The sequence below is a fragment of the Anaplasma bovis genome (assembly GCF_036903315.1).
Classification (GTDB): Bacteria; Pseudomonadota; Alphaproteobacteria; order Rickettsiales; family Anaplasmataceae; genus Anaplasma; species Anaplasma bovis.
In genome coordinates, this window is sequence record NZ_JAWLNY010000006.1 from 1 (window position 1) to 15,194 (window position 15,194).

12 protein-coding genes and 1 pseudogene are annotated in these 15,194 nt (G+C 43.0%); 9 read left to right on the forward strand and 4 right to left on the reverse strand.

Annotation, left to right across the window (positions count from 1 at the left end):
• From R4I06_RS01080 to R4I06_RS01090, 3 genes and pseudogenes are all read left to right on the forward strand, one after another.
• Positions 1-488 (forward strand): annotated as a pseudogene (locus R4I06_RS01080) (hypothetical protein); the annotation flags it as partial.
• A gap of 120 nt (positions 489-608) precedes the next feature.
• Positions 609-1,070 (forward strand): hypothetical protein, encoded by a 462-nt coding sequence (locus R4I06_RS01085; RefSeq protein ID WP_334413651.1) that lies wholly within the window; start codon positions 609-611, stop codon positions 1,068-1,070.
• An 87-nt stretch (positions 1,071-1,157) separates the two neighbouring features.
• Complete coding sequence (locus tag R4I06_RS01090) at positions 1,158-1,688, forward strand: hypothetical protein (protein WP_334413652.1); 531 nt, start codon at positions 1,158-1,160, stop codon at positions 1,686-1,688.
• A 110-nt stretch (positions 1,689-1,798) separates the two neighbouring features.
• Here the strand turns inward: R4I06_RS01090 and R4I06_RS01095 are convergent, their stop codons facing one another.
• Together R4I06_RS01095 and R4I06_RS01100 are read right to left on the reverse strand one after the other, a co-directional pair.
• Entirely contained in the window at positions 1,799-2,263 is a 465-nt protein-coding gene (locus tag R4I06_RS01095) for a disulfide bond formation protein B (RefSeq protein ID WP_334413653.1), read from the reverse strand.
• Positions 2,264-2,336: 73 nt separating this feature from the next.
• Positions 2,337-3,056 carry a phosphatidylglycerophosphatase gene (locus R4I06_RS01100; protein WP_334413654.1) on the reverse strand — a complete coding sequence of 240 codons (720 nt, stop codon included), beginning with the start codon at positions 3,054-3,056 and terminating at the stop codon, positions 2,337-2,339.
• 177 nt (positions 3,057-3,233) lie between these two features.
• On the opposite strand from R4I06_RS01100, the gene rpmG reads away from it, so the two are divergent.
• Complete coding sequence (rpmG, locus tag R4I06_RS01105) at positions 3,234-3,404, forward strand: 50S ribosomal protein L33 (RefSeq protein WP_458693353.1); 171 nt, start codon at positions 3,234-3,236, stop codon at positions 3,402-3,404.
• Between the two features lie 347 nt (positions 3,405-3,751).
• Here rpmG and R4I06_RS01110 read toward each other — a convergent pair whose 3' ends face one another.
• Positions 3,752-6,397 (reverse strand): ankyrin repeat domain-containing protein, encoded by a 2,646-nt coding sequence (locus tag R4I06_RS01110; RefSeq protein WP_334413656.1) that lies wholly within the window; start codon positions 6,395-6,397, stop codon positions 3,752-3,754.
• 497 nt (positions 6,398-6,894) lie between these two features.
• On the opposite strand from R4I06_RS01110, the gene R4I06_RS01115 reads away from it, so the two are divergent.
• The 3 genes from R4I06_RS01115 to dprA all read left to right on the forward strand — a co-directional run bounded on the left by R4I06_RS01115 (position 6,895) and on the right by dprA (position 11,419).
• A complete protein-coding gene (locus R4I06_RS01115; protein ID WP_334413657.1) occupies positions 6,895-7,182 on the forward strand; it encodes an acyl carrier protein in 288 nt (95 codons plus the stop codon).
• Between the two features lie 83 nt (positions 7,183-7,265).
• A complete protein-coding gene (gene fabF / locus R4I06_RS01120) occupies positions 7,266-8,534 on the forward strand; it encodes a beta-ketoacyl-ACP synthase II (protein WP_334413658.1) in 1,269 nt (422 codons plus the stop codon).
• A gap of 1,742 nt (positions 8,535-10,276) precedes the next feature.
• Positions 10,277-11,419: a DNA-processing protein DprA gene (gene dprA / locus R4I06_RS01125; RefSeq protein WP_334413659.1), complete on the forward strand. Its 1,143-nt coding sequence runs from the start codon at positions 10,277-10,279 to the stop codon at positions 11,417-11,419.
• Between the two features lie 23 nt (positions 11,420-11,442).
• Here the strand turns inward: dprA and mutL are convergent, their stop codons facing one another.
• Positions 11,443-13,335, reverse strand: a complete 1,893-nt coding sequence (mutL, locus tag R4I06_RS01130) for a DNA mismatch repair endonuclease MutL (RefSeq protein WP_334413660.1) — start codon at positions 13,333-13,335, stop codon at positions 11,443-11,445.
• A 237-nt stretch (positions 13,336-13,572) separates the two neighbouring features.
• Here mutL and R4I06_RS01135 point away from each other — a divergent pair, with 237 nt between their 5' ends.
• On the forward strand, positions 13,573-14,184 hold the full coding sequence (locus R4I06_RS01135) for a MotA/TolQ/ExbB proton channel family protein (protein WP_334413661.1): 612 nt from the start codon (positions 13,573-13,575) through the stop codon (positions 14,182-14,184).
• 269 nt (positions 14,185-14,453) lie between these two features.
• On the forward strand, positions 14,454-15,182 hold the full coding sequence (locus R4I06_RS01140) for a hypothetical protein (protein ID WP_334413662.1): 729 nt from the start codon (positions 14,454-14,456) through the stop codon (positions 15,180-15,182).
• The last annotated feature ends 12 nt before the right edge of the window (positions 15,183-15,194 follow it).

Consider the following 15,194-nt stretch of genomic DNA (forward strand, 5'->3'; position numbering starts at 1 on the left):
AAGGTATTTATCTCCTCGCTAAAGATCTTGCTTATAATGTTGCTCTCGATCAGACTGATAAATTAACTGAGGGTATGGTGAAATTGTCCCATAAGGACATGTACGGAGTAAAGCAAGAAATGGTGAGTCTGGATCCTGTTAAGGGTGGCAATGATGATATTGATACTAAGATCTGTAAGGATGCATTTCCGTACTCCAGTAGCAAACGTAGTGGTAGCGGTCTAGGAGAACATCCTGGTACTTGCGGCTTGTCCGGAAATAGTAACTATGGAAGTAGTCAGACTGGCAAATTTAGTAACTTGTGGGATACTACAAGCACTGGTAGTGGTCTAGGAGGAAATTACCAGAAGGATAGTATAACTGGCAAGGTGGGAAAGGAAACAGCAACAAAGATATCCCAAGACATCAGAGGGTTATCCAGAGAGCAACACGGAGCAGTATCAAGTGCCTTTGCGAAGGCTGATGCTAGTAGTAATACCACGGGCTGAGCAAGATATACATCATTGATGTATATCTAGTAAGTAAAGAGGGGAGATGGTAATGAAGAAGGTATTTATCTCCTCGCTAAAGATCTTGCTTACTATGTTGCTCTTAATAGAACAACTGATTTGAGTACTGGTATTCAGAAGTTGACCCAGAAGGAGATGTGGGGAGTTAAGGAGGAAATTAATAACCTTGATCATAGTAAGAGTGGTACTACTGCCATAGAGACCAAGATATGCGGTAATAACTCTTATGAGACGTCAGCATCCGGTCTCACAGATGCTGAAGTTGAAGGTAAGTGTGGAGTGTACACTGCTAGTACTAAGATAAGTAAAACAAATAGCACCGGCGCAAGCTTCAGTAAGTTGTGGGAACAAAGTAGTAGTGGTAGTAGTATTGGAGGAAATTACGAGAAGGATAGTACAACTAAGAAGGTAGGGGATAAGACATCAGCAAAGATCTCAAACGATATATCAAGGTTAGACAGAGAACAGCATGGAGTAGTATCAAGTGCGTTTGCGAAGGCACATGAAGGAGCGGAAATAGTAGATAGCACAAGATATACATCATCGATGTATATCTACTAAGTAAAGAGGGGAGATGGTGATGAAGAAGGTATTTATCTCCTCGCTAAAGATCTTGCTTACAATGTTGCTCTTAATAGGACCAATGAGTTGAGTACTGGTATTCAGAAGATGCAGAGAAAGGAGCTGAAGCCAGTTAGTGATACCATCATAAGCCTAGATAGAGATACTGGAGGCGAAGGTCAGGAAGAAAAGGGTATTGATGCTAAGATTTGTAAGAAGGGAGCTTACAACCATACGAGTGGTGGTGAAGTGGCCAATATGTGCGGCATCAAACATAGTAGTCATAATGGTAGTGCCGATACAGCTGGATTGAGCAGGTTATGGAAGGCAACAGGAGGTAGTGGTAGTAATGGTGGAGGAAACTATGTGGAAAATGAAGTCAACAGTGCTGTTGGTCCTCATACATCCAAAAAGATATCTGATGACATATCAACTTTAAGTAGTGCAGAAAAGAGAGTAGTCTCAAGCGCCTTTGCGAAGGCACATGAAGGAGCGGAAATTTCCTCTTCTTCACAAAAAAAAAGCAGCAACCATCCAAAACATGCGCACACGATATCTCAGCCCACACTACCTTGGCCAAACACCGATAATTCCAAGAATACTACATTTCACGTCTAGAGCTGCTAACTAATTGGCTCACTTCCTCACGAAAGTCAGCAATCAATGTACAGCACAGGCTATCCAGCCAAGTTGATAATCCCAAAAATATAATCGCGTCTAGAACTGCCTTAATAACCCCGCTTTCTCACAAGAAACGCAGCAATCATGCAAAATATGCTATACACAATATTCCAGCCTGACATTGACAGTCCGAGAAATACAAAACCTGGTACCTTGCAGGAAACAGGAACATTATTGCTTAATAGACTGGCCTTTATGTCAGAAAGAGTAGCTGCATTGGAAATATTGTCAGCACAATGAAGGAAATCTTCTATCCACCCATGCTCCAAAGATACATGGTAAAGTGAAATCACCACACCTGACACATAACACGCAATAGACACAAAAAATGAATACTTGTCCCTTTTCACAATGTTTATCAGGGCGGGTACTATCACGGCAAAATATGGTATACGTTCATATATGCACAGTTTGCATGGTATCAACCCAAATACCATCTGGGAAACATACGCACATGCAAGCGCAGCAAGCGCACTAGCTAAAAATAGCACCCCAGGCCACCTACCACTCATCAGAACCTCACAAAAACACGCAAGTAAAACTCATACTCGTAAGTGCTCGTGGCACCACACAACCCAGGCATCACTATATTGCTCCACTAATGGCCCTGTGCAACATTGCACCAAGGTATTTTATAGCACCAGTCATATACAGCCCTGAAAATATGAATGCAATCGTGTACATGCTTACAATGGAATAAAACGCTAAGACCACTCCTTCCATCATGACAGAAAAACAGTTGCTATACCTGAGCTGCAGAAGCGACATAGGCCACGGTTTTATTATGATTATTACGTTGTAAAATACAAACGGTACTATGAAAAAGATCAACAGATGCATCATATAATTGAACCACACCGGACACGCAAATACCTTAACGCATACACCGTTGTACATACGTGCCAGACTCTCGTACATACTAACAGAAGCAGGCATGGCTATTGCCGCAGTTAAAAGCTGTCCGAAAGAGTTCTGCACTACTATAGCCTCACCCAAAGATATGCTAGAATCTTTATCGCTCATACATATGAATATTGATAACAATCCCAAGACAAAAATGCACACCGAAACCTGTAGAAAAAATGTGGCAAGTACGAGCCCACTGCTCGGTGCTGCTTCAGCAAGTGGCGGAAAAGAACCATGCACCATGTAGCACACTGTGTGTGTCATAATCAGCACTGCAAGAGAAGCCCAATGCTCTTGCCATGCAGGAAGGTGACCGATTCCGAAAAACGTACTTACAACTCTCGCGGGAATCACTATCGTCATGAGTCTCATAAAGAGTTTAAAGATAGATCTAAGCATACTATACTAAACTAATATTGCAGGTCGGGCACAAATATACAGGAAGTGCTAGAAAATATCCACATTATCTGCAAGATACCCCTCCACCACCCGTCCGGCAACTGCATCTCACCAAACAACTTGACCCATGCCGTATAAGCTAGTAGAATCCCGATGTTTCGTGTTAGGTGTTTTGCGGTGGCTAAAAAGAGTGCAACCCTGTTGGTAAAGCTTGTAAGTAGCGAGGGAACAGGTTATTTCTACGTTAAGAAGCGCGATCCGAAGAAGCTGACCGAGAAGCTCCTATTCCGTAAGTATGACCCCGTTGCTAGAAAGCACGTCTTGTTCAAGGAAGAGAAGCTTAGGTAGCGTGCGAGTGCTTCATGTAGTCACTTGAAAGAGGGTAAAGGCAGTCATCCACGGTCACTGTTGACGTGGTGCCCTAGCGTATCGCCCTACGCCCGCTTTTCCAATGTATTTTGGCACCCTTCTTCTACTATCATTGCTCAAGGCTTTGTACGGTCTTCTACCCTGCTGTTTATATCCAGCACCATATCAACACTGCACTCGCTGTCATAATCAGCAAAATAATTTATGCCACTAGCTGCTGTGTGGGATTTTCCCCTACCATCCTGGAAATAAATACAGGACTCATCACTAAATTATCAGAAGAAGTACTACCAGAGCAAGGATCAGTCATCGTACACTGCTCGTTGTTACCTACACAACGCCTGGCTACAACATCCCTCTATGCTTGCTTCCCTAATGTATTTTGGCACCCTTCTTCTACTATCATTGCTCAAAGCTTCGTACGGTCTCCTACCCTGCTGTTTATATCCAGCACGCGCATCAACAATGCACTCGCTGTCATAATCAGCCAAATAGTTTATGTCGCTAACTGCTGTGTGATGATTTTCCCCTGCCATCCTGGGAATAAATACAGGACTTATCACTAAATTGTCAGAAGAAGTACTGCCTGAGCAAGGATCGGTACACGACGCACTTCTATTACTGCTGGAATAACAGGAAGAACCCCTATTGGAGGGCAATCTTACGCGCCTACGAGACCTATTACTTTCACCGCCTGAATAGAAATCAGAAAAGTATGCCCTTTCATTTCCAAGACGCTTGCCCTGCTCCAGCATGTATATTGCACCAAACACAACATACACAAGAGTCATTAGCGCCATAACTGCCACGACAGCGATCACTCTTGTTTCTAATGATACGCTTACTTCTCGACCAGTCATGAAGCTTAAAATAGTGCCGGCGCGAGCTACAACAGCGATAACCACTATAGAAAGCAGTGCAACACAAGCTGCAACCACCAAAAATCCGTTTAACCTCTTCTGTCTCCAACTATTTCTATTCAGCAAGATAATCCTTCCATTGTCATCCAGCAGGTTTCTATGTTTCAGAATTTTTGCATAAGACACTTTAGCTCTACCAACGCCACTTGTGATGCTCTGCCTCGAATCTGAAAGTAGTAAGTTAATGATAGCCTTATCCCTATTACGTATTGCGTAATCAAGCGCAGTATACCCTCGGGCACACTTTGCGTTTACATCCACATCGAGAGAAAGCAACGTTTTCGTAAACTCTTGATCCCTTCTCCTTACCGCCATATGTAGTATGGTCCCGACTTTTGTATTCATGTTCAGCGCAGTAAATCCTTGCTGGTTTTTCATGGTCAAGTCGCAACACTTGTTTTCTATAAAAACTTTGGCTACATGAACATTACCTGACTCTACTGCTATGTGTAGCGGAGTAACGCTGTTGTCTGCGAAACTATTCCTCTCTCGAACAGACATCAATATGTTATCTTTTGCTGATTCTGTCAGTGATTGATTCCTCTGTGATTCCACCTCAATACGTGACAGTAGAAGTTTGTATCCGGAATCGCTGTCTATAGTTCCATTAAGGTCTATACCTTTCACGAAGCTGATTATGTACTTTACAACCTCCACTACGCTCTTTTTCTGAGAATCAGCTGCATAATGCAGTACATTTCTTCCATCGCAATCTACTTGCAGCAGCAGCTCAGGACATCTAAAATGCAAAAATTCTATCACATCAATAGCGCCATTAAGTGCAGCTGTATGGGCAACAGTCATGTATGGCATATACCTTGAAGTAGTAGAAGCCCCCGCATCCATTAAAAGCCTTACTACAGCCACGTGATTCTCTGCCGCTGCATAGTGCATAGCATTGAATCCATAACCATTACATCTGTTTACGTCAGTAATCTCATGCTCGAGCATCCATCTAATGACACTCTCCTTACCGTGATACGCAGCCAACGCTAAGATGCTCATCTCTGCGTCTTCTAAGTGCACAGAAAACGTCACACCGTTATTTGTGGCAGCAGACCAATTAAAATCGGACACTGATCCAATTTTTCTGCATGCGGAAGAACCACTCAGAGAGGCAGATGATGCAGAAATTTCTGAGAGCGCTTTTTTGTTTTCTATAGCGCTTTCACGCACTCTTCTATACTTAGCCGTGCGCTTAATATCAACGATCCCGTCTTTAAACAACCTGGAGCATTTAAGGAAAAACTCCACAATATGCATGTGTTCTCCCTTAACCGCCTCTATACACGTACCAGGATATAACTCCAGATCCACTCCTACCACGGCCACGAACAGTAGTGCAGTGCTCATAATATGCCTACTGCTCCTCATTTCTTCTATAAACTTATCAATTCCAACTTTTTCTAAAAGTATATCTATAACAGCAAACGACGAATCTCCGCGCCTATAGCTCTTCGAAACTTCTTCCATTGCGTATACTAGCGGAGTAGTTTTCTCGCTGTAGCTGTACGCAGAACACATGCCAACGTCACGGCAATTAGCTCCTAAAGCTATAAGCGTTTGCACAACGCATGCCCATCTCCTCTCTATTGCGTAGAATATAGGTGTCTTGCCGGAGTGTTCGCACACAGTGTCAAATGTATTTCCATTCTCCCTTATAGAAATTTCCTGAGAAGCTACAGAGTTTACATCGCACCCCTTTTCCACAAGAAACTGGCATAAGTCACACACGGTGTCTACACTCATATCAGTTCCGATAATTATGGGAATGTGCAGTACGCTACATTCGTGCACAATTACCAAGCTGTTATTCCTCCTCATATCAGGAATGGGCAATTCCTCACGTGAGGCAGCAAACTTCATATCACCAGTACACTTGTCATGTGATATGGCAAGTCTGGCAGATGCTATCGTGCTGTCAGTTTTGCATGCTTGTATTATCGCACCCACAACATCTTCGCTTCCCATCGAAGAATTTAGTCGTGCTATAAGTGCTTCTAATTTCCCGTTGTTTTGGACAATGCTGTCCACGGGCGTGGAGCTCTCCATATTCATAAGTCATTTTTTTGCTTTGGAGGCACATTTTCTCAGTCAGCACCTTTTCATGCAAGCTTAGGTTGTAGCTACCCTAATTTATGGAAATCATAAGTTAATATAGTAAAAACCATAAAATACCTCTTAGATAAGTAAAAATTAATGCAATCTTAAAGATTTTTACCAGATTACGTGGGTGCGCAATCGCACGAAACCCTTATTAATAAGAACTATTTGCGAAAATGAATATCCCTTGTAAAAAATGAGTTAACGCAGACTTATCGCTGTAGCATCTAGAATTTTCACCATGTTCAACTGTGAATTTCATTCTAAATTACATGTGTGTATGTACATAGCTGCCACATTACAACAAGGATGAATGCTCTAATCGTCACTAGGTGTCAATTCTATGTTTGATTTCTTAGTTTTTATGAGTATATTTCTAGTCTTGGGTCGCATAGCTCTTATTGCGACACGCATGTTGTTTTTGGTTGTTTTGGTTTGTGGTGTATATGGAAAGTGATAGTGCCCGTGAAGGCGTAAATGGTGTGTCGGAAGACATTAAAAACGCTGTCGTAGAGGCGATAATAGATTGTTTAAAGTTGAAGGAAGAGCAAAAGCAGGCTCTTTCGGGAAATACAAACCTTGCTAAAGACTTTAATCTTGACAGTCTTGACTTTGTTGACTTGATAATGTCTCTTGAAGAGAGGTTCTCAATAGAGATTTCTGACGAAGAAGCTCAGAGCTTGGAAACCGTTGATGATATTTGCAAATACATACAGGAAAAATCAAGCTCATAATCAGGGCTATCGCTTCGGGTTTGTCTTTGCTTTGTCTTCAGCTGCTTGTCGTAGTGTTGTAAAGTTTTTTGGTGCTTTGTCATATGTCTAAACGTGGTAGAGTTGTCGTAACTGGGATGGGGCTTGTTTCATCACTTGGCGTGGGTACGCGTTCTGTGTGGACTAGACTCATAAAAGGTGATTCTGGAATTAGAAAGATAGACAGATTCGATGTTGATGATCTGGAGACAAAGATAGGTGGTCAGATATCAATCAAGGGTGAGTCTGAGCAGTACACCTTTGATCCTTCTGTGTGGGTAGACGAGAAGGAAGTCAAGAAAATGGACAACTTCATTTTATTTGGAATTGCGGCATCAGATGAAGCGCTTGTTGATTCCGGTGTGCTAGGATCTGGTATCGACCCAGACAGAGTTGGTGTGGTTCTTGGTTCTGGTATAGGTGGCCTACCGTTTATAGAGAAAAATATTGTCGCCCTTTGGGAAAAAGGCCCCCGTAGGGTGAGTCCCTTTTTTGTGCCAGGAAGCCTTTCTAATTTGCTTGCGGGACGTGTTTCTATGAAATATGGGTTTTCTGGATACTCTAACTGTGTTGTAGGAGCCTGCGCAACGGGAGCAGTAGCAGTTGCAGAAGGAGCACGCGTGATAGCTTCTGGAGAAGTTGATGTGGTGGTTGCTGGTGGAGCAGAGGGTCCTTTATGCAGAGCTGGCATTGTGGGATTTAATGTAATAAAGGCTTTATCTACTGGGTTTAACGATACACCTCAGTTGGCATCTCGCCCATGGGACAAGGGAAGAGATGGATTTGTAATGTCAGAGGGAGCGGGAGTTTTGGTTCTTGAAGACTATGAACACGCAAAGGCTCGTGGCGCTCGCATCTATGCCGAGTTGGCAGGGTATGGGATTACTTCAGACGCATATCACGTTACAGCGCCGCATCCGGAGGGAATTGGTGGTGCAAAAGCTATGCGCAAAGCCCTCAAAATGGCTGATATCTCACCTGACAGCGTGGGCTATATAAATGCTCATGGAACTTCTACGCCTATGGGCGACAGCATTGAGATCATGGCGGTGAAGGACATCTTCTCAGAGCACGCTTACAAGCTTGCCATATCTTCTACAAAGTCATCTACTGGTCACTTGATGGGTGCTGCAGGAAGCGCGGAAGCCATTTTTTCAATATTGACGATAACCGATGGTGTTATACCCCCTACCCTGAATCTGCATGATTCTTCTGAGGATGAGAGATTGAATCTCGTGCCGCTCGTTTCTCAGGAGCGTAAAGTTTCCGTGGCATTGTCGAATTCCTTTGGGTTCGGTGGAATAAACGCGTCTTTAATTTTTAGTGCGGTTTGATTATCAAGTTTTCTTACCTTCTATAGTCGCGCGCTAATTTCCATCACCACAGTATTTCGCAGTGGTGTTCTATTTTGCACACGTTGTTTGGAGCACATTTCTTGTCTACTACAGTTGGTTCCAGGGGCCTATCGCGCAATGTTCAGAAGTCCTAAGTTGTGGCAGCGGTCTGTAGAGTCTATCACCGCAAACCTCGCATTCTACACTTCCTACTGTTCTAACTTTCATATCTAATCCCATTTGCAGCCGGTCTGTAGCGACTATCACCACAATATTCCCCGCAATGCTTCACACGTTGTTTAGCGGCTTTCAGTAACCTGGTATAGGCCATCAACACTCCACCGTACGCGGCCCCTCTGTTTTATAGGCAATTGTATAGCTTCTAGAGTTTTGGTGGACGTCGGGAGCGGTTCTCAATAGTTCGCAGTTAGCTGGCCTGTAGGGCCCGCCACGATATTCCTAGTTACACACTGTTTTGCAGAGTATGTTGATCAAATTTCCCTACCCTATTCGGCTGATGCCTACACAATTTCTCTGGTATGTTTCACGAATGTCTGGCAGTACTTAGTTAGCAACACGCCATTAGTGCGATTACAGCAAACCTGCTCTTCCACACATAACTGAAATTTTATGTCTAATCCCATTTGCAGCCAGTCTGTAGAGCTCACCACCATAATATTCCCCCGCAATGCTTCACATGTATATTGTTAGAGTAGTTTTCTTATCTCCTACAGTTAGTCATTAGTTCCCTTTCATGTTCCCAGGGAGCCTATTTTGGAAATGTTTATCAGCTTCCTAGTAACCTGCAATGGGCAAGTGTGCGCCCTCGATCCTGGATTACGTACAGCTGCCCAATGTTTTGTAGAATGTTGAGCAGCTTCTAGAGTTTTGGTGAACGTAGGAGTGGTTCTCAATAGTTCGCAGTTAGCTGGCATGTAGGGCCCGCCACGATATTTCTAGTTACACACTGTTTTGCAGAGTATGTTGATCAAATTTCCCTACCCTATTCGGCTGATGCCTACACAATTTCTCTGGTATGTTTCACGAATGTCTGACGGTACTTAGTTAGCAACGTGCCATTAGTGCAATCAGCAAATCAATATGGTATAGAGCTTCTCCTACATACTCTGTAGATTGTCATATTTTATTGTCTTATCCAACTTGAAGCTGCCCTGTAGAGCACACCATCGTGATACTCCCCCGTAACGCCTTGCACATGTTCGTAAGTCCCAAGTTGGCAACGCGCTGCTAATTTCCATCACCACAATATTTCCAGTGATGTTCTATTTTGCACACGTTGTTAGAGCATATTTCTTGTCTACTACAGTTGGTTCCAGGGGCCTATTTCGCGAATGTCTGACGGGACTTAGTTAGCAACGCGCCATTAGTGCGATTACGGCAAACCTACTCTTCCACACATAACTGAAATTTCATGTCTCATCCTATTTGCAGCCGGTCTATAGAGCCCGCAACCATAATATTCCCCCTAACACCTCGCACATGTTTGGAAGTCCCAAGTTGGCAACATGCTGCTAATTTCCATCACCACAATATTTTCAGTGATGTTCTGTAGCACGCAGTAGGATTAGCAAACGTCCCTGCTTTTATTTCTATTCTCGGTAAATAGTTTATGCCTACGCAATGCACCCAGTGTGTTTCGTGAATGTTTAACAATTTTAGGTAAAGCGCTTGACTATTTTTCTGATGCTGTTATCTAATTAAGAAATTAACCTTTATATCATATGAAAAGGTGTACCGACACCTACTCTACAGATGCCTATCGTAGACTTGTATCCTGTATAAGATTGGCAAGAACACCGAACATCGGACCTGTAACATTTCTAAAGCTCATGAAGCTGTATAAATGCCCTGAAGTAATCGTTGATGCATTATGTTCTGGGGAATGCAGGAGTGTAAAAAATGTATTTTCCCTGGATGATGCTGAGAGGGAAATCGAATTAAGTACAAAAATCGGGGCAGAGATCATTAGCATATGTGATGAAGAATATCCTTCCATGCTCTCACGTATATATGATCCTCCTATAGTAATCACAGTACTAGGTGACAAGAATCTTTTAAGCAATGAACAAAAAGTTGCAATAGTCGGAAGCCGCAATGCCTCCGCAAATGGGAAAAGAATCGCCTATAATTTGGCTTATGACCTTTCACGAGCTGGATTCACCACGGTATCTGGGCTTGCCAGAGGTATAGATAGCGCTGTACACAGCGTAACATTCAGACATATACCTACTATTGCAGTACAAGCAAGCGGTGTGGACATTATATATCCAATAGAAAACTCCGGCTTGTATAGGGCTATCGCGCAGAATGGAGGACTTATTGTAACGGAATTACCACTTTCTTCACTTCCAAAAGCAAATCTCTTTCCGCAGCGCAACCGTATAATATCCGGACTTTCTTTAGGTGTGGTAGTCGTTGAAGCATCGATGAAATCAGGATCACTGATTACAGCAAATCTGGCTATGTCCCAAAGTAGAGAAGTATTCGCCGTTCCTGGATCGCCTTTAGATCAAAGATGTTTGGGGAGTAATAACTTAATACGTCAAGGAGCGTTTCTAGTTGAATCAGTTGAGGATATAATAGATGCACTGGGATTTTCGTCGTGTTCGGCCGAAATTAAGAATACGAAACGTACGGGCGAGTTTTGTCTATCATCGGATAATGATCATCCTGGAGGTACTTTTGAAGCAAAAGCTTCTATATTACGACACCTTAGCAATTCACCCACAAGCATAGACGACATAATGGTTTGCTCTGGAATGAGTATAGATGAACTACTCTCCTCCATAGCTGAACTGGAGCTATTGGGGGCCGTAGAGCGTCTTCCTCAGAACATGCTAACCTTGGCTAAGAAGAAAGCGTAAAAACTCCTCGTCTTTGGCCGTACCTACGTGCGTTCAAACATTCTATCTATTTCAGACAAGCTCAGCTTCACGTATGTTGGTCTGCCGTGGTTACACTGCCCAGAGTGAGGCGTACTTTCCATACTTCTTAGGAGCGAGTTCATCTCTTCCATCTTCATGGCCCTACCACTCCTTATGGATCCATAACACGCGACAGTCCCACATATATGCTGGATCCGCTCTTCCATAGATATCTCGTCTCCAACTTTCATGATGTTTTCAATTATCTTTGAAATTAACATCTTTACATCGAAGACACCAAAAATTGCAGGAACTTCCCGCACAACCATTGTAAGCCCACCAATAGGTTCTATTAGCAGTCCCAGATCCAGAAGTTTGCCCCTGTATTCATTTAGTAGTTCGAATTCATACTCGCTATCGAGCTCTATCAACTCAGGCATCATGAGAACTTGGCGCTTTATTCCCTCATTTTCTATGACTTTTTTCATATATTCACATACTAGCCTCTCATGTGCCGCATGCTGATCAACTATAATCGTGTGGTCCTTAGTTTGAGCTATGATATAACGCTCAAAGAGCTGTCCTATTGCGTTCCCTAACGGTTGCTCCCCCCATAGATCATCATGATGATGTTCTGTGCATTTTTTCTTGTGCACATCTTTTTGCGTTGGTGCAGTTTCACAAAAAAGCTGTCCATCATCCACATACTTCTTTCCTGCTGGCTTATGGCTACTTTCAGATTCCACGGTACTATGAAAATTGGACTCAAATAAAGGCTCAAAAGGAGAACTTTCTCTAGAATCCTTATACTCCTCCTCAGTAGGCGCAGAGTTCTTGCCATAACCCTTAAACACGCTATCCATTACAAAATGGTCGTACTCGTTCGCTGTACTACTTTCCAGGCTTGGAAGCTTCGTGTATTCGCTCCTTGCCATGGCTTCCTTGACAACGTTCAGAACTGTACTGTAGACGAAACGCGTGTCCTGGAACCTAACTTCAAGTTTACTCGGATGAACGTTAACATCAACGTTCCCTGGAGATACTTCTATGCTTAGAATAGCTACGGGATGTCTATCTTTTGGAATCAGCCCACTATATGCGCCTTTTACCGCGCTCATTAGCAACGAACTATGTATGGGCCTGCTGTTTACAAAAGTGTATATAGACCCTGGTCTAGACTTGTTATATGTTGGAAAGCCAACGAGCCCACAAACCTTCAAGTAATCAACAGTATGTGACACTTCAAGGGACTGTTCTAAGAATGTATCACCAAATAATTTGATGTCACGTATACGCTCAGACATCTCATCACGGGCCTTGTACTTGAATATTTGCTTATCACCAATGGTTAGTGAAAACGCAATAGAGTAATTTGCTATGACAAGCTTGGTCAGTAGGTCAACAATATTCTGTATTTCAACTTTTTCAGTCCGTAGGAATTTTAATCTAGTAGGCGTCGCAAAAAATAGATCTCTTACTTCAACCTCAGTACCGCAAGTCAATGACTCAGGAGTCAGATCGCCAATTTTCTCTCCACCTTCAATCGCTATAGACCAGGCTTTTTCTTCATCACAGTGTTTTGAAACCATTCTAACCCTTGCCACCGCTGCAATAGAAGTCAGACCTTCTCCACGGAAGCCCATGTATTTGACGTTTGATATATCACCATCAGCAAGCTTAGAAGTAGCATGACATATGAACGCCTTTTCCATGTCGTCATGCGGTATACCGCACCCGTCATCGCTTACAGAAATTAAACTTCTTCCACCCTTGTCATCAACACTTATGTTAATAGACTTCGCTCCCGCATCTATAGAATTCTCGACCAACTCCTTGACAACACTTGCAGGACAATCAATAACCTCTCCAGCAGCAATTTTATTAACTACTTGGGAACTAAGAACAACTATTGGCACACTACAAACCTAGCAGATCACAGTAATAACTATCGTTTACAGACTCGGCATAAAGCACTTACGATAGTAATATACATCCACACTAATACATAGGTCTACGATAAATAATCACGTCTCCGACTTCTACTTTTTGTTGTTGTTGTAAAACAAAATTAGGAGTATAGGACTTGGGGCATTGTAGGCATTTTTGCTCTGAACAATATTCTGAGGGAATTACAGGTATATGTGATGTTTTATATGTTTTCAGAAACTAGCGTGTGTATAAGACTCATCAATCTGATACTGGTTGCGTTATCGGTGACTTCCTGGGCAATAATACTGAAAAACCACTGGGAACTGCGGAAACGTCTAAAGGAAATAAGGGAGATAGAAGCTGCCTTACATTCTGATTACGAATCTACAAAAAACATAGAAGACATCATGAAGTCCAGCGATAGCGTTGTTGCACAAATACTCCATAGCAGCCTGTCTAATGCTAGACTGGTAACAGATAAACGAGAAAGCTTCTTCGTATTTGTTAACGCTGCTCTAGGAAGACACCTTGAAAAGCTAAATCACCTCGCAGATCCATTAGTACCTATAGGCTCCTCTGCTATTATGCTGGGAATACTGGGCACAATATGGTGTATAATGGAAGGCTTAGGGGGGTATGCCCTCTCAGAAACCATAGCGCCCGCAGCTATTGCCCAACTTATATCTGAGTCCCTATCTACAATAGCTTTGGGATTGCTAGTAAAAATACCTGCAAGCGTCTTTTATCACAGGTTCTATTCAACAGCGTCTAGCTCATACAATAGAACCAGGAACCTGGTGTATGAATTGGGAACATTCCTTATCAGCGGAGAATAGGAGATGGATCTATCCTATATCGACGAGTGCTATACCTATGCTGCATGTTTTTGTCTGCCAACTAAGAATTGAGCTTGTCGCGCCCAATTCTATAATATATGGCAAACTCTGGGTTACAGATATGTGATAACATATTCTACTGTCTTGACCGTTGTAGAAAAGAATACTATTTAGGTGTTCGTGGCGATCTGGTTCGTGTCCTTGTTGCGTGTGTGGTCTGTGCGATTAATACGTAAAGGGGGTGGTTTGTTTAGGCAACATGGTTGGCAATGTCAGGTGCAGTCCATAAGGTTTGCGATATCTTGATAGGCAATGTTCATGTAGCATTGTCTGTGCTTTTGCACGCTTTAATTAGCGTTGTGTTGGTGGTACAGGTACGTCCTGTAGGGCATGCTCAACTGCAATATAAGCGCGTTATGAGCGCGCCTTCGGTACATGGTGAATCCGTACAACCTATAACAGTAGAGACGGAAGGAGGTAGCAGCCAACAGTTGCCAGAGAAGGTTGTGCAGAGTCGCAGGCTCTTACGCCCTCCTCACAGTATCAGGCACGCTGTTGACAAGCTGAACTACTCACCAAAAAAGTCCTCCCTTCTACGGGAGCGCTTGGATTCTATTTTCTCTAAACCTACTGTAGCTGGTACAACAGGTGAACAGCAGACGAATTCTAAGGATTTACCTGTGAAGTATGAACGCAGCAGCCTTACAAAGAAAGAGCTGAATCTCCTGACCAGCAGGCTATCTAGCTGCTGGTCCGTATTTTCTGATGCTCATGCCAGCAAAGCGGTCAAGGTTACCCTAGCGCTTGATATGCACGGGCGTATATCAGCACTAATGGTGCGTGACATGCATATCTACAACAGTGACCCTGTATTTAGAGCAGTGGCAGACAGTGCTTTACGAGCTGTGCGCAAGTGTAGTCCATTCAAGGAGCTACAAAACGTAGATTATGAAGCTTGGAAAGAGATAGAATTGACTTTTGATCCTACTACGTCATAGCATCTTTAGTTA

What these genes read in the sequence shown, in the direction of transcription:
- R4I06_RS01135 (WP_334413661.1), top strand. Translation starts at nt 13,573, where the DNA reads ATGTTTTCAGAAACTAGCGTGTGTATAAGACTCATCAATCTGATACTG.
- R4I06_RS01100 (WP_334413654.1), bottom strand. Translation starts at nt 3,056, where the DNA reads ATGCTTAGATCTATCTTTAAACTCTTTATGAGACTCATGACGATAGTG.
- R4I06_RS01110 (WP_334413656.1), bottom strand. Translation starts at nt 6,397, where the DNA reads ATGGAGAGCTCCACGCCCGTGGACAGCATTGTCCAAAACAACGGGAAA.
- R4I06_RS01140 (WP_334413662.1), top strand. Translation starts at nt 14,454, where the DNA reads ATGTCAGGTGCAGTCCATAAGGTTTGCGATATCTTGATAGGCAATGTT.
- R4I06_RS01115 (WP_334413657.1), top strand. Translation starts at nt 6,895, where the DNA reads ATGGAAAGTGATAGTGCCCGTGAAGGCGTAAATGGTGTGTCGGAAGAC.
- R4I06_RS01095 (WP_334413653.1), bottom strand. Translation starts at nt 2,263, where the DNA reads ATGAGTGGTAGGTGGCCTGGGGTGCTATTTTTAGCTAGTGCGCTTGCT.
- fabF (WP_334413658.1), top strand. Translation starts at nt 7,266, where the DNA reads ATGTCTAAACGTGGTAGAGTTGTCGTAACTGGGATGGGGCTTGTTTCA.
- dprA (WP_334413659.1), top strand. Translation starts at nt 10,277, where the DNA reads ATGAAAAGGTGTACCGACACCTACTCTACAGATGCCTATCGTAGACTT.